General features: G+C 60.5%; 23 protein-coding genes. 10 read left to right on the forward strand and 13 right to left on the reverse strand.

All coding sequences use genetic code 11. The features are described from left to right. Positions 1–10: 10 nt before the first annotated feature. Together H7A77_RS19665 and H7A77_RS19670 are read left to right on the forward strand one after the other, a co-directional pair. A complete protein-coding gene (locus tag H7A77_RS19665) occupies positions 11–1,312 on the forward strand; it encodes an O-antigen ligase (RefSeq protein ID WP_182074541.1) in 1,302 nt (433 codons plus the stop codon). Next, the gene (locus H7A77_RS19670) at positions 1,309–1,911 is read left to right on the forward strand and encodes a LuxR C-terminal-related transcriptional regulator (RefSeq protein WP_158524164.1); all 603 of its coding nucleotides are present in this window, start codon (positions 1,309–1,311) and stop codon (positions 1,909–1,911) included. Before H7A77_RS19665 ends, H7A77_RS19670 begins: the two co-directional genes overlap by 4 nt. A 41-nt stretch (positions 1,912–1,952) precedes the next feature. Here H7A77_RS19670 and H7A77_RS19675 read toward each other — a convergent pair whose 3' ends face one another. Then, complete coding sequence (locus tag H7A77_RS19675) at positions 1,953–2,753, reverse strand: alpha/beta fold hydrolase (RefSeq protein ID WP_080280887.1); 801 nt, start codon at positions 2,751–2,753, stop codon at positions 1,953–1,955. Positions 2,754–2,991: 238 nt separating this feature from the next. Between H7A77_RS19675 and H7A77_RS19680 the strand changes: the two genes are divergently transcribed. Next, the gene (locus H7A77_RS19680) at positions 2,992–3,753 is read left to right on the forward strand and encodes a CDP-diacylglycerol diphosphatase (protein WP_033652399.1); all 762 of its coding nucleotides are present in this window, start codon (positions 2,992–2,994) and stop codon (positions 3,751–3,753) included. A gap of 41 nt (positions 3,754–3,794) precedes the next feature. Here H7A77_RS19680 and H7A77_RS19685 read toward each other — a convergent pair whose 3' ends face one another. The 6 genes from H7A77_RS19685 to lsrK all read right to left on the reverse strand — a co-directional run bounded on the left by H7A77_RS19685 (position 3,795) and on the right by lsrK (position 9,343). Then, positions 3,795–4,097 (reverse strand): hypothetical protein, encoded by a 303-nt coding sequence (locus tag H7A77_RS19685; protein ID WP_042783920.1) that lies wholly within the window; start codon positions 4,095–4,097, stop codon positions 3,795–3,797. Next, complete coding sequence (locus H7A77_RS19690) at positions 4,094–4,729, reverse strand: AAA family ATPase (protein ID WP_016928620.1); 636 nt, start codon at positions 4,727–4,729, stop codon at positions 4,094–4,096. Before H7A77_RS19690 ends, H7A77_RS19685 begins: the two co-directional genes overlap by 4 nt. Before the next feature lie 271 nt (positions 4,730–5,000). Next, positions 5,001–5,342: an HNH nuclease YajD gene (yajD, locus tag H7A77_RS19695; RefSeq protein WP_004939576.1), complete on the reverse strand. Its 342-nt coding sequence runs from the start codon at positions 5,340–5,342 to the stop codon at positions 5,001–5,003. A 54-nt stretch (positions 5,343–5,396) separates the two neighbouring features. Beyond that, entirely contained in the window at positions 5,397–6,314 is a 918-nt protein-coding gene (locus H7A77_RS19700) for a LysR family transcriptional regulator (protein ID WP_033642296.1), read from the reverse strand. A gap of 59 nt (positions 6,315–6,373) precedes the next feature. Further along, positions 6,374–7,558 carry an MFS transporter gene (locus H7A77_RS19705; RefSeq protein ID WP_046686630.1) on the reverse strand — a complete coding sequence of 395 codons (1,185 nt, stop codon included), beginning with the start codon at positions 7,556–7,558 and terminating at the stop codon, positions 6,374–6,376. A gap of 219 nt (positions 7,559–7,777) precedes the next feature. Next, positions 7,778–9,343 (reverse strand): autoinducer-2 kinase, encoded by a 1,566-nt coding sequence (gene lsrK, locus H7A77_RS19710; protein ID WP_042783922.1) that lies wholly within the window; start codon positions 9,341–9,343, stop codon positions 7,778–7,780. Between the two features lie 193 nt (positions 9,344–9,536). On the opposite strand from lsrK, the gene lsrG reads away from it, so the two are divergent. The 3 genes from lsrG (at position 9,537) to H7A77_RS19725 (ending at position 11,499) form a co-directional block, all read left to right on the forward strand. After that, entirely contained in the window at positions 9,537–9,830 is a 294-nt protein-coding gene (lsrG, locus tag H7A77_RS19715) for a (4S)-4-hydroxy-5-phosphonooxypentane-2,3-dione isomerase (protein WP_033642299.1), read from the forward strand. An 87-nt stretch (positions 9,831–9,917) separates the two neighbouring features. Beyond that, on the forward strand, positions 9,918–10,823 hold the full coding sequence (locus H7A77_RS19720) for an EamA family transporter (RefSeq protein ID WP_033642300.1): 906 nt from the start codon (positions 9,918–9,920) through the stop codon (positions 10,821–10,823). Between the two features lie 82 nt (positions 10,824–10,905). Further along, on the forward strand, positions 10,906–11,499 hold the full coding sequence (locus tag H7A77_RS19725; protein ID WP_096242042.1) for a LysE family translocator: 594 nt from the start codon (positions 10,906–10,908) through the stop codon (positions 11,497–11,499). Here the strand turns inward: H7A77_RS19725 and H7A77_RS19730 are convergent. Further along, positions 11,475–12,302, reverse strand: a complete 828-nt coding sequence (locus H7A77_RS19730; protein WP_033642302.1) for an AraC family transcriptional regulator — start codon at positions 12,300–12,302, stop codon at positions 11,475–11,477. The two genes, H7A77_RS19725 and H7A77_RS19730, sit on opposite strands and share 25 nt — an antisense overlap. A gap of 69 nt (positions 12,303–12,371) precedes the next feature. Between H7A77_RS19730 and H7A77_RS19735 the strand changes: the two genes are divergently transcribed. Further along, entirely contained in the window at positions 12,372–12,590 is a 219-nt protein-coding gene (locus H7A77_RS19735) for a hypothetical protein (RefSeq protein WP_182074542.1), read from the forward strand. Between the two features lie 8 nt (positions 12,591–12,598). On the opposite strand, the gene H7A77_RS19740 is transcribed toward H7A77_RS19735, so the two are convergent. Next, entirely contained in the window at positions 12,599–13,447 is an 849-nt protein-coding gene (locus tag H7A77_RS19740) for a PA4780 family RIO1-like protein kinase (RefSeq protein WP_033642304.1), read from the reverse strand. 120 nt (positions 13,448–13,567) lie between these two features. After that, positions 13,568–15,058 (reverse strand): alpha-amylase, encoded by a 1,491-nt coding sequence (gene amyA / locus H7A77_RS19745; RefSeq protein ID WP_033642305.1) that lies wholly within the window; start codon positions 15,056–15,058, stop codon positions 13,568–13,570. Between the two features lie 500 nt (positions 15,059–15,558). Here amyA and H7A77_RS19750 point away from each other — a divergent pair, with 500 nt between their 5' ends. Together H7A77_RS19750 and H7A77_RS19755 are read left to right on the forward strand one after the other, a co-directional pair. Then, positions 15,559–16,464 (forward strand): helix-turn-helix domain-containing GNAT family N-acetyltransferase, encoded by a 906-nt coding sequence (locus H7A77_RS19750; protein ID WP_182074545.1) that lies wholly within the window; start codon positions 15,559–15,561, stop codon positions 16,462–16,464. 85 nt (positions 16,465–16,549) lie between these two features. Beyond that, a complete protein-coding gene (locus tag H7A77_RS19755) occupies positions 16,550–17,848 on the forward strand; it encodes an SLC13 family permease (RefSeq protein ID WP_182074543.1) in 1,299 nt (432 codons plus the stop codon). On the opposite strand, the gene dapF is transcribed toward H7A77_RS19755, so the two are convergent. The 3 genes from dapF to H7A77_RS19770 form a co-directional block, all read right to left on the reverse strand. Next, a complete protein-coding gene (gene dapF / locus H7A77_RS19760) occupies positions 17,823–18,698 on the reverse strand; it encodes a diaminopimelate epimerase (protein ID WP_047025637.1) in 876 nt (291 codons plus the stop codon). The two genes, H7A77_RS19755 and dapF, sit on opposite strands and share 26 nt — an antisense overlap. Positions 18,699–18,811: 113 nt before the next feature. Continuing rightward, positions 18,812–19,069, reverse strand: a complete 258-nt coding sequence (locus H7A77_RS19765) for a YdgH/BhsA/McbA-like domain containing protein (protein ID WP_042783929.1) — start codon at positions 19,067–19,069, stop codon at positions 18,812–18,814. Positions 19,070–19,262: 193 nt separating this feature from the next. After that, positions 19,263–19,520: a DUF1471 domain-containing protein gene (locus H7A77_RS19770; protein WP_033642312.1), complete on the reverse strand. Its 258-nt coding sequence runs from the start codon at positions 19,518–19,520 to the stop codon at positions 19,263–19,265. 176 nt (positions 19,521–19,696) lie between these two features. Between H7A77_RS19770 and H7A77_RS19775 the strand changes: the two genes are divergently transcribed. Further along, positions 19,697–20,341, forward strand: coding sequence for a TetR/AcrR family transcriptional regulator (locus tag H7A77_RS19775; RefSeq protein WP_033642313.1), 645 nt, complete (start codon positions 19,697–19,699; stop codon positions 20,339–20,341). The last annotated feature ends 227 nt before the right edge of the window (positions 20,342–20,568 follow it).

Genomic DNA, 20,568 nt, shown 5'->3' on the forward strand with positions numbered 1-20,568 from the left:
ATAGATATTTTTGGATGAAATTATTATGTCTATTCCATGTTTAAAGTTCATGGTGATGGTCTATGTCAGCGTATTGCTTTTGTTGGGTGGCTATATTTATCACTATGATATGAACTATTTCTCGCTGACGTTTCCATATTCTCTTGTGATTGGGGTTGTCCTGTTTGCTTTATTGGGCGTCGGCGGCGCGCTCCTTTTTTTGCGAAAAGCGTGGGGGATGACCCCCGCGTGTTTTTTCTTTGCGCTGGGCGCGGTGATATTGCTGCTGCCCCTTTTTTATTCTCGTGCCGAGTGGGGCGTGCTTACCGTCGGGCGAATGGCCTGCCTGTTTGGCAGTTGGATTATTTACTTTATCCTATTGCAATATCGGGTCATGCAGCACGTACGTATTGCGTTTATCTATACGCTGGTATTAGCCGCAGCCGTGGGAGGCATTTGGCTTTTTTCCTTCCCGGCCGAGGCGGCGGCGGGCTATGCCGGCAGCGGGGGGCGTTGGCCGGATGCCGCGAGCAGTTTATTGGCGAGCGGATTATTGGCGGGATGGGGGCTGACGGTGTTGCCTCGGTTCCGCATGTTGCGCCGAGATAACGAGCGATGGCGTATTTTACTCTTGCTGCCGCTCTTGATCGGTTTATCCGCCGCGCTGGGCTGGGGGGCATCGCAGACCGTTTGTCTCAGCGTGTTATTGGGTGCCGCGCTGTTGACCGTGATGCTTGTGCGCAGATACCCGCTGCATTGCGTGCTCGCGCTGCTGATGACGGCATTGGGATTCTGCCTGGCGATATTGGCGGATGAATTGAACGCCGGCGTTCGTTTGTCGAATGCCGCGCCGTGCTGCGATACGCTGCTTGATTCGCTGGCGCTGGTGGTAGAGCGGCCCTGGTTGGGATGGGGTTATGGCCGATTCGAGCATGGCTTTGAGCATTTACAGGCCCATGCGCTGCCCGCGGTGGCGCGGGCAGGCGCAGCGCGGCAACCCTATAATGAGCTCCTGCTGTGGTGGATAGAAGGCGGCGTCGTTGCGTTGGCGGGCATGCTGTGCCTGCTGGCGGGCGTTGCGGCGCTGGTGCGCCAAACATGGCGACGGGAGCGCATCGCCGCCCGCTTGCACAGCCCGGCCGCCGGGGAAGAGGCCGTGTTGGCGACGAGCGGCATTCCCTTGCTGCTGTGCGCGCAGTTTTCCTACCCGTTCGGGCTGTCGCTCATCCAATGGGCGGTTTTGACGCTGCTGCTCGTTACGTTGGATGGGCGCAGCAGGCTCAATGCCGGCCGGTTTTGCCGGTTTGTTTTCGCGCGGAGGGAAACGGCGTGAACACGGTCATCAATATCGCCTTCCTGGATATCGACCGCTTTTTTGTCGCCGGGGCGTATCGGGCGTTGAGCGACTATTTTAGTGAACGTGGCATCGAGGCGCGCTGCAGCGATCCGATGAATGCCGACCTTGTGTTCCAGGCGATCGCCAAAGGCGACATGGCGCGTTTTTGCCATCCTCCCCATGCTCCTCACGCCCTTTATCTCGCCGTTTACGATCTCAGAGAAGCCCGCATTCGCGCCATTTCGGGGTGCCTGAGGGAAGCGGGCAGGGTGTACCGCAATGAAGGCGTCGCAAAGCTGTTGCACACGGTAGCGCGGGTGATAAAAGGCCGAACCGGCGGCGCCTGCGGTTTTTCTTGTTGCGCCTGGTGCCAGCCGTTGCCATTGACGCCGCAGGAAAAACAAGTGATGCGTTACCTGAGTTGGGAAATGACGCCGACCGCCATTGCCCGTCGGCTTCGGGTCAGCATCAAGACGGTGAGCACGCATAAACGGGCGGTGATGAGAAAGATGCATTTTCAGCGCGATGCGGAGCTTTACCGCTGGTTGCGTCTGGGGGAGTTCGGTCAGGGAAATGGCGATAGCCACGTCGTCTGAGCGATGGCATGGCAGGTCCGGGCCTGGCGGCCCGGAGCGACTTACCAAAACAGCGGCGTGGTGCTTTCGGCCAGAAACGCCAGCAGCGTTTCATTGACCGCCGCCGGATTTTCCTTGTTGCTGATATGCCCGGCGTTGGGGATCAGCACATGTCGGCAGCCGAGAAGATCCGCCATGCGCTGGCCTTCCGCCGGCGGGCGCGGCTTATCCTGCGCGCCGGTGATGACGATGCTGGCGGCGGTGATGTGTTCCAGCAGCGCCAGCTTGTCGGGACGGCCGAAGATCATCCGGCCCAGCGGCACGATGCTTTCGCGCAGGCGCTCGGCGGGCAGGCTTTGCAGATGGGCCAGCAACGGCTGCGACAGCGCAGCGGGCACTTCGTCGGAATAGAACTGCGCGGCGATATATTCCAGCAGCGGCGGCGTGATGGCGCCGGCCTGTTCCACGGCGGCCAGCATGCCCATATAGCGCTGCCGCGCCTCTGGAGTTTCGTCGCCCAGGTAGCTGTCCAGCAGCGCCAGCACTTTCACCCGCTCCGGCGCCAGCGCCGCCAGTTCGGCGCCCCACATGCCGCCGACGGACAGGCCGACGATGCCGAACTCTTCAATATCCAAATGATCCATCAGCGCCAAATGATCGGCGGCGATATCCGACAGGCTGTTTCGCCCGGGTGGCAGCGCCGGTGAATCGCCGTGGCCCCAGAGATCCGGTACGATCAGGCGGTAGCGTTTAGCCAGCGCTTCGAACTGCGGCGCCCACATATTCAGATCGAACAGATAGCTGTGGCCCAGCAGCAATGGAAAGCCTGAACCTACGTCGAGATAATGCAGGGATTTGCCCATCGTTGGCATCTTATCGGTTCCTTATATAAAAAGAGTCCCGGCTGCTTATATCACACTCATATTCAACCCACGGTATTAATTTACCTTAAATTACTCAGGTGGAGGCTTATTTTTAATTATCCATTGCTAACAAGACGTCAATAAAAGGTGACATTAAGGATAATATTCTGGTCGATGCCGGAGCCTTGGTTTATGCTGGCGCTCCTTTCGGTATGGAATAGATAAACAGGGAGTCGCGATGAAAAGACTTTTCAGACTATTAATTATTTTGCTTGTCATTTTGCTGCTGGCGGCGGTGCTGTGGTGGTTCTTCGGGCGCGGCAATCCGAATGCACTGTGGCAGATAGTCAGCCAACAGTGCGTGCCCAATCAGCAGCAGAACCACGATCCTGCGCCCTGCTTAAAGGTGGATTTAACCGAAGGATATGTCCTGTTTAAGGACAGCAAGGGCCCTTACCACGATCTGGTGATGCCGACCGAAAAGGTCAGCGGCATCGAGAGCCCGATATTGCAAGCGGATCGAACGCCGCCTTATTTCGCCCAGGCCTGGAATAACCGCGAACATATATCCAGCGAGCTGGGTAAACCGTTAAAAGACGCATGGGTTTCTCTGGCGGTCAATTCGAAATATGGCCGCTCTCAAAATCAGTTGCATATTCACGTTGCCTGCTTGCGCCAGGATGTTTATAACGCGCTGGGGGAACAGGCTGAGCAATTAGATCAACAGTGGCGGCCGCTGGCGGTGAAATTGGTCGGCCATCAATATCTGGCCAGAAAATTGGCGGGCACCGATTTAACCCAGGAAGATCCTTTCCGCTTGTTGCAAAACTACGTGGTCGAACAGGGCGACAGCATCGGCAATTACGGTCTGGCGCTGGCGGTCAGCCCGCAGGGCGAGATGCTGCTGTTGGCAAACCGTTTGAAGTTGACCGATCTCAACCTGGGGTCGGCCGGTGAAATTCAGGACTACCGGTGCGAGGTCGCGGGGAACTCCAGATGATAACGGCCCGCCGGCTCGATCAGCCGGCGGCTGCCGTGCGGTCAGAGTTTTTTCAGCAGCGCCAGCAGTTGCGCTTCGCTTTTCTCCGCCAATCCGTCGATCGCCAGTTTGATGATGTCGGAGCGGGTGATGCGCACGATGCCGTTGCGCGCCGCCTGCACGATCACTTCATCGATAGCCTCAATGTGGTTGTCCGTCAGGCTGACGGAGATCGCCTTATAAGTGCGCTTGCGGCCGGCCGGTTTGGTTTCCGGCGCGGGCGCCGCGACCGGCAGCGTGTGTGAGGTGGCGCTGTTGATGAATTCGTCTTCCGACATCCGGTGGGTGGGGGTGCGTTTCTTCACAGGATCACCTCTTTCACCAGGCATTCAATTTCGGTCTGCGCCTTTTCATTATTCGCCTCGTGCACGGTGATGGCTTCACCCCAGGCGTCGCGGTAAATCTTGCGGTCGCACAGGCGATTGCTCACCAGGGTGAACTCCGGGTATTCACTCAGCACCTGCGCCGCTTCGTTGGCTTCATTAATGAAGATATTGGTCGGGCACATGTTCAATACGATGTAGCCTTTGACCTTCTCGTTGTATTCCTGCGCGGTGGAGAACATCTCCGACAGATAGCCGATGGTGTCGAGATCCATCTGCGAAGGGCGCAGCGGCGATAGGAACAGATCGGCGGCCAGCAGGCCGGAGCGCAGTTCGGCGCTGTCGCGGCCGGCGGTATCGACGATCACGTAGTCGTAATGGCGATCGAGCTCCAGCAGCGTTTCCTTGATTTTACCCGACGCGGCCACCACCGGAATGTGCGGCAGCCCCTCGACGTTCTGACGGTCGTTGTACCAGGTCATGATCGATTTCTGGTCGTCGGCATCGACGATGATCGCCGTCTTGCCTTGCTTAAGAATCAGATACCCGGCGATATTCACTGCTTTCGTCGATTTGCCGACGCCGCCTTTTTGCGAGCCAATCAGAACAATCATGCTGCCATCTCTCAAGTTATTAAGCGGGTAACTTATTAAGTTAATGTGCTTATTAGGTTGATAATCAAACAGGTTAACAAGAACAACTCGCGAACAATATGCACCAACTGCGGCGGCTTGCCAAGCCAGTATGTTGTTAACTGCGCAGCTTATTTTGCGGTGAATGGACCGGATGGGTAAGTAGGAATTCTCTGGGAAGTGGCGGAACGGAAGCGCCTTTTGTTAGTTTAACAGCTTAATAAGTTAGTAGCTCATTAAGCTGTCGATGGCGTTACTTCTTCATCATCGCCTTCAGGTTGGCGAAGGGGTTGTGGGTGGCGACGCCGATATCTTTTTGCGCATCTTCACCGGCCACCACCGTCGAACCGTATTGATCGGCCTCGGTGTATTTCGAGTGTTCGTGGTCGTGGCAATACAGACACAACATTTCCCAGTTGCTGCCGTCTTCCGGGTTGTTGCTGTGATCGTGATCGATGTGGTGCACCGTCAGCTCGCGCAGGTTGGAATAAACGAATTCGCGCGAGCAGCGCCCGCATACCCAGGGGAACAGTTTCAGCGCTTTTTCGCGGTAGCCGGTTTCCAGCTTCGCATAGTTTTTGGGGATATAGGCCATGGTGGTCGTCCGTCGTGAATCACTATGCGGTAAATAATACCACAGTGCGTGCGGCTACAACGTGCGGCTCATCTTGCCGCTGTCAAACGTCTCCACCGCCCAATCGATGAACGCCCGCAGCTTGCCGCTGAGGTGGCGATTGGACGGGTAGACCACGTACATCTGCTCCGGCGGCGGCTGCCAGTCGTGCAGCAGGCTGACCAGTTCGCCGCGCTCGAGGTGCGGCTGCGCCATAAACCGATAGATCTGGATGATGCCCAAGCCGGCCAGGCTCGCCGCCAGCAGCGCGTTGCCTTCATTGATGCTGACCGGGTAGCGCTGTTGGATGGCGATCTCTTTGCCGCGCTCGACATAGCGTTGCGGATGGATGCGGTCGTTGACCGGATGGCGGTAGTGCACCATCGGAAAACCCTGTTCCAGATCGCACGGGTGGCGCGGGGTGCCGTGGCGCGCCAGATAGGCCGGGGTGGCGCAGCTGACCCAGTCCAGATCGAACAGACGCCGGGCGATCAGGCTGGAATCGGCCAACGGACCGCTGCGGATCACGCAGTCAGCGCTGTCGCTGATCAAATCGATAACGCGATCGCCGATGCTGAGATCGATCTGGATTTGCGGGTAGCGTTCCAAAAAGCCGGGCAGCGCCGGCAACAGCAGTTGGCGGGCGGTGCCGCTGCCGGTATCGATGCGCAGCACGCCCTGCGGAGAATTCTGCGACTCGGTCAGACAGCCCTCCATCTGCTCCAAATCCGCCAGCCATTTCACCGTATTCTGGTAATAGCATTCGCCCTCGCGGGTGACCGACACGCTGCGGGTGGTGCGCTGGAACAGTTTGGTCTGCAGGTGATCCTCCAGATTTTGGATCAGCTTGGTGACCGTCGCTTTCGGCATGCCCAGCGAATCGGCGGCGCGGGTAAAGCCGCCGGTTTCCACGACGCGGTTAAATACCCGGATAGCGAGCAAATGATGGTCCATAGGTTCTCAACGCCATGCCCCGGCGCTGGCCGGGGCATGTTTCTGCAGATAGATAATGATTAACACTGTTTAGCGCCAATCGCGCCGGAGCGCAAGCTGAGGCCGAATACCAGCGTGGCGGAGAGGATCAGCGCGCCGCCAAACAGCATGGCGCTGCTGACGCCCTGCCAGTCCACCACTTCACCGCCCAGCAGTGCGCCGGAGGCCAGCGCGATCTGGATGACGCACACCAACAGCGCCTGACCGGCTTCCGGCGCCTGCGGCACGGCGGCGAACATCCAGTTGGTGGCGCAGACCGGCACGGCGCCAAAGGCCAGCCCCCATACCAGCACCATCAGCGTGGCGCCGGCGAGGCCGCTGAGCAGCGGCGAAACGATCAAAATGCCCGCCAGCATGGCGGCGATCAGTATGAAGGTGGCGCGCAGGCTGTGTTCCGCCAGACGCTCGCCGAGAAAGGTGCCCAGCAGACCGATGGCGCCATAGGCCAACAGCTGCAGCGAGATCGCCGATGGGCTGAGCACGAACACCTGCTGCAGCAGGGGCCGCAGATAGGTATAGGCGGCGAAGTGGCCGATGAACAGCAGCACGATGGCGATCAGGCCGATGCGCGCCATCGGCAGGCGCAGCGGCAGCACCAGATCGCGCGGCGTGACCGGTCGGGAAGGCGGTACCGACGTGAGCAAACGCAGCTGCGCCAACAGTACGCCGACTGCCAGCGCCGCACCGCCGAAGAAGGCGGCGCGCCAGCCGAACAGATCGCCGATCAGCGCCCCGGCCGGCACGCCGCATACCGCGCCGACCGAGATGCCGCTGAGGATCAGCGCAGTGGCGCGGCCCTGGCTGGCTTCCGGCACCAGATGGCGGCCGTAGTTGGCGGCGAACGACCAGAAGCCGCCGACGCAGATGCCCAGCAGCACGCGGCCCAGCAGCATCATCGGGAAGTTGACGGCCAGTGCCGCCACCAGGTTGGACACCATCAGCAGCAACGACAGCCCCAGCATCAGTAGGCGTCTGTCCAGCCGGCCGGAAGCCAGACTCAATACCGGCGCGGCCACCGCCGCCACGATGCCGGGCATGGTCACCATCAGCCCGGCGGTGCCGGTGCTGACGCTGAGCGAAGGGGCGATGTTGGTCAGCAGGCCGATCGGCAAAAACTCGGTGGTGACCATGACAAAACAGGCGACCGTCAGCGAGAAGATCGCCGGCCACGGGGATGATGCAGGGTTATCTTTATTATTCAGCATAATGCCGCTCTTCTCAGGTGAATGCGCAGGCCGCGCTCGGGGCGCGGCGTGATCAAAGTCACAATCTACGGCAGGCTGAAGGCGCAGATAAATCCATCTGCGGTGGTTACACTGTTTCTGAGGGGGAACAATGACGGCAGCGAGTTAAAACGCGGCTTGCGCCGCGCCGAGGGGAAAGGAATAAAACGGTATAAGGTTATGACCGGGCCGCGCGCGGCGCTAGAGCCCCGGCGCTTTCCACAATGAGGTGGTCAGGCCGCTATCCACCAGCGTCAGCTGATCGGCGTAGACTCGCCGCCAGTTTTCTTTCTGTTCCTGATACCGCGCATGGTTGGTGAGATCCGGCTGATGCTCGCGCTCCCAGCGCACCAGCTGCTCACCGGTTTCGGCCAGCGACGCGTAAAGCCCGGCGCCGACCCCGGCGGCGATCGCGCAGCCCAGCGCGGTGGCTTCTTTCACCACCGGCACCCGCACCGTCAGGCCGGTGACGTCGCTGAGGATCTGGCTCCACAGTTTGCCCTTCGCACCGCCGCCGGCGAACACCAGCGAGCGGGCCTGCACGCCGGAGAAGGCGGCGATCTGCTCCAGATTACAGGCTGAGACGATGGCGGCATTCTCCTCCAGCGCGCGGAACAACGTCTGTTTGTTGCAGCGTTCAGGATCGATAGACATGTTGATGAATGACGGCGCCGCGTGATACCAGGTTTTGAAATGCATGGCGTCGGAAAAGATCGGCATCACGCCGTAGGCGCCCGGCGGCACCCTGGCCGCCATCTCTTCCAGCAGGCTGTAAGCGTCGATCCCCAGTCGCTCCGCCAGCAGTTTCTCTTCGGCGCAGAAAGCGTCGCGGAACCAGCGCATGGTCAGGCCGGTAAAGAAGCTGATGGATTCCGCCTGCGCCATGCCGGGAATGACGTGAGGGTTAATGCGGATGTTCATTTCCGGATCGATGGCCGGTTCCGGCAGGTTGACGATTTGCTGCCAGAAGGTGCCGCCGAGCACCGCCGTCTGCCCGGCGCGCACGATGCCGAGGCCCAGGCTGCCGAGCTGCACGTCGCCGCCGCCCATCACCACCGGGGTGCCGCGCAGCAGCCCGCTCTCCTGGGCCGCCTGCTCGGTGACGCGCCCCAGCACGACGCCGGTCTCTTTCACCGGCGACAGAATATCGGCGCGCAGCCCGGCCATATCGAGCAGCGCCGGCCGCCAGTCGCGGCTGGTCAGATCCAGCATGCCGGTAGTGCCGGCGTTGGAAGGATCGACCGCCAGCTCGCCGCTCAGCATGTAGGCCAGCCAGTCGCTGATCATGGTCAGCGTCGCCGCCTGGCGATAGATGTCCGGCCGGTGGTGCGCCAGCCACAGCAGGCGCGGCATGGCGCTCAGCGCCAGCGTCTGGCCGGAGTACTGGTAGACCTCACGTTCGAAGCCGTGGTTGTGCAACTCTTTCAGTTCGCTGACTTCATGGCTGGCGCGCGCATCGACATTGGCGCAGGCCCAGATCGGCACGCCGTTGCGATCGTACAGAACGATGCCTTCACGCATCGAGCAGCAGGCTACCGCACGGATCGCCTGCGCGCTCAGCCCCGCGCGCTGCAACGCCTGGCGGATGCACTGGCAGGCCAACTGCCAGTTGCGGTTGAGATCGAATTCCATCGAGCCGGGTACCCCCGGCACCGCGAGGTGTTGCCACTCGGCCTGGCCGTGCGCGATCTGATTGCCCGCCAGATCGAAGATCACCGCGCGAATGCTGCCTGTTCCTGCGTCCAGCGCCATCAAGTAGTTATCCATAGCCTATGCTCTCAGGGGGAGGAATAGTAACTATAGATGCCGCCGTCTTCCCTCGCCGGGGGCGGGGTGGGCATCGCCGGTGCGATTTGTGAGCCAGGCGGCAAAATTACCGTTGCGGCAGGGCAATCGACGGGAATAAACCTATGGTTGGAAAGCGCCATGCTGCGGCGCGCCGTTTAAACAAGGAGCTGTCATGCACGTCACATTGGTAGAGATCAACGTTAAACAGGACAAGATCGACGAATTTATCGACGTTTTCCGCGCCAATCACCTGGGGGCGATCGAAGAGCCGGGCAACCTGCGTTTCGACGTGCTGCAGGATGAGCATATTCCGACGCGGTTTTACATCTACGAAGCCTATCGCGACGAGCAGGCGGTGGCGGCGCACAAGCAGACCCCACACTATCTGCAGTGCGTGGAGAAGCTGGAAGCGCTGATGACCGGCCCGCGCAAGAAAACCACCTTCATTGGCCTGATGCCGGAATAAACGCTGGCGTTTGCCGGTGTCCATGCGCCCGGTTTGGTTGTAACCTGCAAGGCAAAGCGAATTTTCAATGGGATAAGCGGGGCGAGGATGACATTGCGCGATCGGCTGTTGGCGCTGTTGGTGGTGGTGATCTGGGGCGTGAATTTCGTGGTAATCAAGTTCGGCCTGCAGGGGATGCCGCCGTTCCTGTTGGCCGGGATGCGTTTTTTACTGGTGGCGTTGCCGGCGATCTTCTTTATCCCGCGCCCGACCATCCCGTGGAAATGGCTGTTGCTCTACGGCATGACCATGAGTTTCGCGCAGTTTGCCTTTCTGTTTGTCGCCATCAAGGTGGGCATGCCGGCGGGGCTGGCCTCGCTGGTGTTGCAGGCGCAGGTGTTCTTCACCCTGCTGTTGGGTGTCGTGCTGATGGGCGAAAAGCTGCGCGTCAATCATTTCGTCGGCATCGCTATCGCCAGCGGCGGCATGCTGGCGCTGGCGCAGGCCAGCCTGCATAAGCCGGGCAGCGGCGCGGTCCCCCTGGCGGGCCTGCTGCTGACTCTGGCGGCGGCGTTCTCCTGGGCGCTGGGCAACCTGACCAACAAGAAGATCCTGGCCGGTTTCCCGCAGCGCAACATTTTGTCGCTGGTGGTGTGGAGCGCGCCGATCCCGGTACTGCCGTTCCTGATTTGCAGCTGGCTGTTCGACGGCCCGCAGGCGGTGCTGGCCAGCCTGAGCCATGTGCAGGTCGGCACCTGGCTGGCGGTTGCCTATCTGGCGTTCGCCGCCACGCTGTTCGGTTATTCGGTATGGGGCAGCCTGCTGGGGCGCTACGAAACCTGGCGCGTCGCGCCGCTGACGCTGCTGGTGCCGCTGGTCGGGCTGTTCGCCGCCTGGCTGCTGCTGGACGAAGCGCTGTCGCCGGCGCAGTTCGGCGGCGCGTTGCTGGTGCTGGCCGGCATGGCGGTCAATACCTTCGGGTTGCCGCGCCGACGGGCCGTCGCGGTGCGCTAAACCTAACAGGGCAATTCTGTTCAATACGTTGTCGGCGCGGCCCGGCATTCTGGCGCCTGTGAATTTTTCCTCAGGTGCCCTCATGAATAATATCTACCTTTCCATGGCCGCATTTGCGCTGGCGGCCTCCATCACGCCCGGCCCGGTCAACATCGTCGCATTGAGCGCCGGGGCGCAGTTCGGCTTTGGCGCGACCCAGCGTCACGTGTTCGGCGCCACGCTGGGGTTTACCCTGTTGCTGGTGCTGCTGGGTTTGGGCATGCACCAACTGCTGATCCTGTGGCCGGCGTTGACCCGCTTGATCCAATGGGCCGGCGTGGCCTTCCTGCTGTTTATGGCCTACCGGCTGGCGTTTGACGACGGCAGGCTGGGCAACGGCGAGGCGCAGGCGCCTTCCTGTTGGTACGGCGCGCTGATGCAATGGCTGAACCCCAAGGCATGGCTGGCGTCGGTGGCCAGCCTCGGGGCGTTTGTCGGCGACGGCGACATCCGGCTGCTGTGGCAGTTCGCCGGGCTCTACTTCGTGATTTGCTATGCTTCGGTGGCCTGCTGGGCTTACGTTGGCGCGATGTTGCGCGGCCTGCTCAGGCAGGCGCGCAACGTACAACGCTTCAATCGCGTGATGGCGGCGTTGCTGGCGGCCAGCGCCTGCTATCTGTTGGCGGAGGGTTTTTGATACTGGCCGGGTGTCGCGGCCAGCAGCTGTTTGAAGGTGCGCTGGAAGTGCGCCTGATCGGCAAAGCCGCTTTCGCTGGCGGCTGCGGCGATCGGCAGGCCGCTTTTCAATAGCCGATGGCCGTGCTGCACGCGGCGATTGACCAGATAGGCGTGCGGCGTCATGCCGTAGCGCTGGCGGAAGGCGCGGATCAGGTAGGAGGGCGAGAGCGCGGCGGCGTGGCAAATGTCTTCCAGCGTCAGCGACTGAGTGCAGTGCGCGTCGATAAACGCCGCCGCCGCTTCCAGTCGGGGGTGCGGCGGCGTCTCCGGCTGGCGGCCGCTGCCCAGCGCGAGCTGCAGGGCGCTGAAATACTCCACCAGGGCGATCTGTTTTTCCAGCGCGCCGCACTGCGCGTTCGTCAGCAGCGCGTACAGTTGGTTCAGCCCGTTGAACAGCGCCGGATCGCGGCTGAGCGGCCGGCTGAAGGGGACAAAGCGGTCGCCGTCGCCGCCCATCATTTCCTGCTGCAGCGCGCCGAGCCAGGCGAGATCGAGATAGAACATGATGTATGACCAACGGCGGTCGGCGATCGGGTTGCAGGCATGCGCCTGCTGCGGATTGATGATCACCACATCGCCGGCGCCGACCTGCATGCGCCGCTCGCCGTTGACATAGGTGCTGACGCCGCCGGTGATGGCGCCGATGGAAAAGAATTCGTGGCTGTGCAGGCTGTAGCACACTTTGCGGCCATCATTGATGGCGCGCGCTTCGACAAAAGGCAACTGCGGGTCGCGCCAGAACTGGGGCGTTTTTTCACTCATGCGCTTTCCTTTTCACTGCGGCGGCATCACAGTGTTATAGCCTGAAAGCGACGAAAAGGGGAATGGCGGATGATGATTTTTAACGTGTTCGGCCGCCTGGTAGGCGTGAAGCGTATCGGGGACAAATGGCGGCTGTTCCGCGTGACGCTGCCGGAGCGCAAATATGCCCCCAGCTACGATATCGTGTTGCCGGCGGATCTGCGCGAAGAGGAGATCGCCGGCTATCTGGGGGATATCTATCACGAAGCCGCGACCCCGCAGCGGCCGGACGTGTTTCGCGTCGAGTAGCGTGGGCGTTACTCTTCCGCGTTGCGCGCCATGAGGCGGCGCTGATGTTCCTCGCTGGCGGCCTGGATCTCTTCCAGCACCGAGCCGACGTCGGCGCGCTTCTGAATTTCGCTGAATCGGCCGCTGAGGACGCTGTCCGGCGTCAGCGTGCCTTCCTGATACAGCGCCCAGATCTCTTTGGCATATTGGCTGTCGCGCAGCTCCGGCGCAAATTGGCCGTAATATTCCGCCAGATTGTCGATATCGCGCTCGAACATGCTTTTGGCGTGGTTGTTGGCGGCGGCGTCCACCACCTGCGGCAGATCGATGATCACCGGCCCGTCTTTATCCATCAGCACGTTGAATTCCGACAGATCGCCGTGCACCAAGCCGGCGCACAGCATGCGCACCGCGTAGTTCATCATCAGAGCATGATCGGCGCGCGCCTGTTCCGGCGTCAGGATGACATCGCTCAGACGCGGCGCCACCAGACCTTCCTCGTCGGTGATCAGCTCCATCAGCAGCACGCCGTCCAGGCAGATGTCCGGCTGCGGCACCCGCACCCCGGCTCTGGCCAGCAGATACAGCGCGTCCACTTCGGTGTTCTGCCAGGCTTCTTCCTGTTGCTGACGGCCGAATTTGGAGCCTTTGCTCATGGCGCGCGCGTCGCGGCTGTTGCGCACCTTGCGCCCTTCCTGGTAGTGCACGGCCTGCTTGAAGTTACGCTTCTCGGCTTCTTTGTACACTTTGGCGCAGCGGATCTCATCGCCGCAGCGCACGATAAACACGTCGGCTTCTTTGCCGCTTTTCAAACGGCGGATGACTTCGTCGATTAATCCGTCATCCACCAGCGGCTGGAGTCGTTTTGGAATTTTCATGCAGCCTTGTACCCTATTTAGGCTCCGGTGTGAATGGCTTGCGCAGTTGATAGCGTAAGTTAGACCCGAAAGGCAAACATTAGTTTTGCCGCCGCGGCATCATTGCGCGGCGGCGGGCGTTCACAGGCTGCCTGTCGGCACCCAGACGCTGACGCTGCCGGCGTTGACCGGGAAATGGGCGCTGCCCTGGTCGTCGGTGGTGATTTCCTCCTGGCGGTTACCGAGGAAATCGCGCCAGGCGGTGCGCGCCAGATCGGCGCCGAGCGCGACCGTCTTGCCGCTTTCGCCGCCGTTGGTCAACACCACCACGCAGCCGGGGGCGTCGGCGGTGCCGGCGCGGCTGAAGGCCACGCAGTGGCTGTCGTCGAAGTAGTCGGTTTGCGGGCCGTTGGCGAAGCGCTGGCGGGCGGCAATCAGCTTCTCCAGCTCTGGGATCGCCGGCATGTCAATCTGGTACTCGCCGCCGTCACGCCCTTTATCGCGGTAACTGGCGCCATAAAGGTCGGGGTAAAACACGCAGGGCACGCCCTGTTCGCGCAGCAGGATCAGCGCGTAGGCCAGCGGTTTGAACCAGGGTTCCACCGGCGCCTCCAGCGATTGCAGCGGCTGGGTATCGTGGTTGGCGACCAGCGTCACCGCGTGGGCCGGATCGGCGGCGGTCAGGGTATCGGTGAAGATCTGCGCCATGTCGAAGCCGTCGCCCTGTTTTGACGCCTGATGAAACTTCAGGTGCAGCGCCACGTCGAACAGCATTACTTTGCCGTCCACCAACTCGATGTATTGTTGCAGCGCGCTGAGATCGTGCGACCAGTATTCGGCGACGATAAACAGATCGCGCTGCGCGCTGTCGCGCACGTGATCCGCCCACTCTTTGAAGAACCAGGCGGGAATGTGTTTGGCGGCGTCGAGGCGGAAGCCGTCGCACGGCAGCGTGTCCAGCAGCCAGCGCGCCCAGTATTTGAGCTCCTCCGTCACGGCGGTATTGCGGAACTCCACGTCGGCGCCCATCAGGTAGTCGTAGTTGCCTTTCTCGTCGTCGACCTGATCGTTCCAGCCGTCGTCGCCGTAGTCGTTGGCGATTTTAAACACCCCTTTATCGTCCGGCTGCTCAACGTAATCGACGCCGCTGAAGCATTTGTAATCCCAGATAAACTCGGAATGCGCGCCCTGGCGGCCGGGGAAGGTAAAGCGGGTATAGGCCAGCGCGTCGAAGCCCTGGTCGTCAATGTCGTTGCGGTTGTTGGCGTCCACCTTGAACACGTGCACCCGTTCTTTCTCGTCCGCGCCGAGCTTGTGGTTGAACACCACGTCGTAGAGCACCCCCACGCCGTGTTCGCGCAGCGCAGTGGCGGCGTGTTCGAGCGCCGCCTTGTCGCCGTATTTGGTGGCCACGCTGCCTTTCTGGTCAAACTCGCCCAGATCGAACAGATCGTAGGTGTCGTAACCGACGGAGTAACCGCCGGAAGCGCCTTTGTAGGCGGGCGGCAGCCACAGATCGGTAATGCCCAGTTCGGCGAGGTGCGGGGCTCGTTCGGCGGCCTCCTGCCACAGTTTGCCGCCGTCGGGGTAGTACCAGTGGAAGAATTGCAGCAGGGTGGTTTTTTTCGTCATGAGCCAGCGTCCCGGTTAGCCAGAAGGAGAGGTGCAGTTAAAGCATGGGCTACTTTTGGCAAAAGGGACAATGGCGCAGGCAGGCGCGTGAAGGCAGGCGTAAATATGTAACCGACGTTGACGAGATAACGGTTAAGTTGTTTATATCAAGTTTTCACGTTTTTATTTTTATTTTTTATTTTTCATGTGGATATTTTCTTTGTTTTTTTATTTATGAATTTTTGATGTTTTTATGCTCATTTTACCTGGGTTTTTATTTTAATTTTAAATACTAATTTGGTTTTTAATTTTAAAAATAATTATTTTGTTGGGTTTAAATTCTTTTAATTGAAATGTTTTGACATATTCGGGTGCCCTGTTGGTTATTCATTCGCAATTGTTTATGCGTTATCGTTATGTTCGAAATTAGGTAACACTATCAACCAATAATCCATCCAACGTAGCGTGAAGGTGGGAGAAAAGGAGAACATAACGTCGTGAACATCAGGGATTTCAGAGCATTGGCGCGCAATTTGGTCAGAGAATTCGGCATGTTGAACAAGCAGAGCAACGGCTCGCGCTTTTCGCCGCTGCAGATCCATCTGATGATCGAAGTTAGCGAGCAGCCGCTGGGCGTCACCGAGCTGGCGGCCCGGCTGTGCATCGACAAAGCCAGCGCCAGCCGGGCGCTGCGCAGCCTGGTGGCCGCCGGCGTGATAGAAACGGTGGATCATCCGGATGACAGGCGGCACAACCGGCATCGGCTGAGTAAACAGGGCGTCAAGGCGCTGGCCGGCATCGAGAGCGACGCCGACGGCTTTATGCAGGCGGCGCTGGCGCAGTTGGATGACGATGAGCTGGCGAGCACCACTGCGGCGATGAAAAAGATGACCGCGGCGCTGCGCAGCGCGCGCAAACAGCGCGACGCCAATCTGCGGGTGCGGCCGATCGCCGAGCGCGACGATGCGGCGATGGCGGCGATCATTCGCGAGGTGTTTCGCGAGTACGGCATGGACAAGATGGAAGGGGTCAGCCTGCACGATCCGGATCTCGATCGGCTGACCGGCCTGTATCATGACAACGGCGGCCGCTACTGGGTGCTGGAGCGGGACGGGCAGGTGGTGGGGGGCGTCGGCATGGCGCCGCTGGCCGGCGAAGAGCCCGGCTATTGCGAACTGCAAAAACTGTTCTTCAAACCCGGCGCGCGCGGGTTGGGCATGGCGCGCTATATGGTAGTGCAGGCGCTGAAGGCGGCGCGGGCGGCGGGGTACCGCTACTGCTACCTGGAAACCACCGAACAGTTGAAAGAGGCGATCGGGTTGTATTACGCGCTGGGTTTCACGCTGCTGACGGAACGGCGCGGCAATACCGGCCACCACGGCTGCAATGTGTGCATGCTGAAAAATCTGCAGAACGACGATATGTGAGCGGTTTCAAGGTTAACGCCCGCGCCTTGTGTCACCCTGTTAACCGTTTGATAACAATCACAACGTTTTATCAGGGAGGAGAACTATGTTGGGGGATCCCATGGCGCTGTCCGCGCTGGTCACGCTGGTGGTCATCGCGCTATGGGCCAGCGCCCGTTTGCCGGAGTATTTGGTCGCGCTGCTGTTCTTTGCGGCGGTGATGGTATTGCAGCTGGCGCCCGCTGCGGTGACCTTTTCCGGTTTCGCGTCTTCCGCATTCTGGCTGGTGCTCAGCGGTTTCGTGTTGGGCACCGCCATCCGCAGCACCGGCTTGGCGGATCGCCTGGCCAACCGACTCTTGCCGCATCTGGCCGGTTCCTGGCCGCGCCTGGTGGGCGGCGTGGTGGCGATAAGCTACGCGTTGGCGTTTGTCATGCCCTCCAATATGGGGCGCATTACGCTGCTGATGCCGATCGTCATGGCGTTGGCCGAGCGCGCCGGCCTGGCGGAAGGCTCGCGCGGCCGCATCGGTTTGGCGCTGGCGGTGGGGTTCGGCACCTTCCAGCTTTCCGCCAGCATCCTGCCGGCCAACGTGCCTAACCTGGTGATGAGCGGTGCGGCGGAAAGCGCCTACGGCAGCCACTTCGCTTATCTCTCTTATCTGCTGTTGCACGCTCCGGTGCTCGGGTTGGCCAAAGGCGCGCTGCTGACGCTGTGCATCTGCGGCCTGTTCCGTGCCCGGCCGCAGCCAGTGGCGGCCGAGGCGGGGCAAACGCCGCTCAGTGCCGCCGAGTGGCGGCTGATCGCGCTGTTGGGCATTACGGTGCTGCTGTGGATGACCGACAGCTGGCACGGCATCGCCCCCGCCTGGATAGGGTTGGCGGCGGCCTGCTTCTGCCTGTTGCCGCGCATCGGTTTTCTCAACGGCGAGCAGTTCGCCGCCGGGGTCAACGTGCGCACCTGTATTTACGTGGCGGGGATCCTGGGGCTGACCGCATTGGTCAGCCACTCGGGGCTCGGCGATCGGTTGGGCGGCGCGCTGCTGGCGATGATGCCGGATCTGCACGGCAAGCCGTTTACCGCATTCGGTTCGCTGGTGGGGATCACCGCGCTGTTGAATTTCGTGGTGACCGCCAACGGCGTGCCGGCGCTGTTTACCCCGCTGGCGCAGGCGTTGTCCGCAGGCAGCGGCTTGCCGCTGCTGACGGTGCTGATGACCCAGGTGATCGGTTACGCCACGCCGCTGTTGCCGTATCAGGCCTCGCCGATCGTGGTGGCGATGGGGATGGGCAAAGTGCCGGCGCGCGAAGGGCTAAAGCTGTGCCTGCTGTTGGCCGCGCTCAGCTTCGCACTGCTGGTGCCGTTGGACTATCTGTGGTTCAGGCTGCTGGGGTGGATCCCGTAAACAGCCCCGCGCCGCCGGCAAAACAGTCTTCGTCCAGCGTCAGGGTGGCGATTTTATGCACCGGTCCGCGCATGCTGACCTGAAAATCGCCGCTGAAGGCGATCTGCAGTTCGCCGCCCGGCATCCGCACACTAACCCGCTCGCCGACTCGTCCCAACTTGCGCATCACGCTGGCGGCGGCGCAGCTGCTGCTGCCGGAGGCGAGGGTAAAGCCGGCGCCGCGCTCCCAGATGCCGATGCGCAGCGTCTGGCGATCGACCACTTCCACCAGTTGTACATTGGTGCGTTTCGGGAACAGCGGATGGCGCTCAATCTGCGGTCCGAGCCGATGCACCTGCGCCAGATCCAGTTTTTCCACCGGCACCACGCAGTGCGGGTTGCCCATCGACACCAGCGAAACGCTTAACGTCTCCTCCTTCAGGGGCAGCGGATAGTTCAGCGCCTCCGGCAGATCGATCAAGGCCGGCAGCGCCGCCGGGCTGAAATTGGCGCGCCCCATCTCCACGGTTATCTGATGCGCGTCCTCCGCCACCTGGCAACGCACGTCGCCGCCGGCGGTGTGCACCAGAAACGGCTGATGCGCCACGCGCTTGCTGTCGAACAGATACCGCGCGTAGATACGCAAGCCGTTGCCGCTTTTCTCCGCTTCGGAGCCGTCCGGGTTGATGATGCGCAGGGTGGGATTGACGGCGTCGCCGCTGTCGATCAGCAGGCCGTCGGAACCGATGCCGTAATGCGGGTGGCACAGCAGGCGGATCTGTTCCAGGCTCAGGCGATCGGCGACCGAACGATGGCATACCAGGTAGTCGTTGCCCAGACCGTGATATTTGTGAAACAGCAGGGGAGTCATGGCGTTGCTCGGCTCAGCGGGAAGAGGTCGCTACAGCTTACAACAGAACGTTGGCGTTAAAGCAAACAAAAGGCGGCCTGAGCCGCCCTTTTGCACGATTGCCGATCCGGCCATTAATTGTAGATGATCGCGGTGCCGTGCAGTTTGTTGTCACCGGTAGTGGCGATGATCTGGAAGGATTTGGCGCCCGCCGCGTCGGCTTTGGCCGCCAGTTTGTTTTCCAGGCTGCTCAGGTCGGACGCGCCGCTGACGGTAACGACGCCGGCTTTTTGCAGGTCGGCGGGTTGCGCGTTCACCAGTTCAGCGGCGAAGCTGCCGAAGGAGGCGGAAGCCAGTGCGATGGCTGCGATGGTCATTTTCAGGTTTTTCATGGTCTTATTTCCTATCAGTGTTCTTTACGATGTTTGTTTTGTAAGGTCGTTAAATTAATTAACGATCGATAATTTAATGTTAGATGCCGGTTTGACGGATTGCAAGTATTTTTTTAATGCTCGTTAATTAATTTTTTTTACGCCCTGGCGTTGTGAGCAATAAGGGTATGCAGTCTACAGGCTTAATGCTTTGTTATTGATAGATTTCTGCAGTACCATGCAGCTGGTTGTTGCCGCCGGCGCTGGTGATGCGGAAGGATTTGGCGCCGGCCTGATCGGCTTTGGCGGCCAGGCTGTTTTCCAGCGAGGTCAAATCGGACGCGCCGCTGACGGTGATGACGCCCACTTTTTGCTGGTCGGCCGGTTGGCTAGTGACCAAATCGGCGGCGAAGCTGCCGAAGGAAACGCTGGCCAGAGTGAGGGCGGCTAAGGTTAGTTTTAAGCTTTTCATGATGTTAATTCCTTTTCGATAACGGTCAATAGAGGGTTTTAATCCGGTTCGCTAATTTTTATTAACGATCGATAACTAAATGCTAATCGGTTCTCGACGAGGGCGCAATATTTTTTTATAATGATCGTTAAGTTATTTGTGCTAAGCCTGCTGTGGAGCGGGATAGGAGAGGAACGATGAGCATCAATGAAGCGGTCTGCGGCAAGAAAAGCCGTGGCAGACCCAAACAATTTGATCGCGACCGGGCGTTGGAAAGCGCACTCGATCTGTTCTGGCGGCACGGGTATGAAGCCACCTCGCTGGCCGATCTGGTGGAAGTGACCGGCGCCAAGGCGCCGACGCTGTATGCCGAGTTCGGCAACAAAGAAGGGATGTTCCGCGCGGCGGTGGAGCGCTATCTGCAAAAATACACCACCTGCACCAACCAGCTGTTGGAACAGGATGTGCCGGTGGCCGAGATCGTCGAGGCCTACGTGCGTTCTTCGGTTCAGGTCTTCACCGATCCCGATACCCCCTCCGGCTGCTTTATGGTGTGCGCCTCCGCTGCGCTGTCGTCCGCTTCCGACGACGTCGCCCAGATGCTGCGCAAAAAGCATCATGCGCAGGAAGCGGCGCTGAAGGCCTGCTTCGATCGCAAGGTGCAACAGGGCGAGCTGCTGGCGAAAACCGATACCGCGCTGCTGGCGAAATACGTGATTTGCACCATTGAAGGCATGTCGGTGCAGGCGCGAGAAGGGGCAAGCCGGGACGATCTGTTGCGGTTGCTGGAGGCGCTGATGCTGGTGTGGCCGCGGCTCAGCCAGATTGGCAATAAGGTGTAGAAACAGGCCCGGTTTTTACCGCAATGCTGATCAGTTAGCGTTTTTCTGCAGGCGTTCGTGACATTTTCGGTCGATAAAAGTGAGATGCCCCATGTGGCTCAGGCACCTCGACCGAGCCAGGGGCCGAAGGCGCGGCCCCTGGCAACCCGCGCCTTTGCCCTATCAGACGGTTGGCTTTGCCAACGTTACTCAGCCCATCCCTGGGCCTCGCCCCTTCGGGGCCGCTG

The organism is Serratia sp. ME47, assembly GCF_903970925.1.
GTDB classification, from domain to species: domain Bacteria; phylum Pseudomonadota; class Gammaproteobacteria; order Enterobacterales; family Enterobacteriaceae; genus Serratia; species Serratia ureilytica.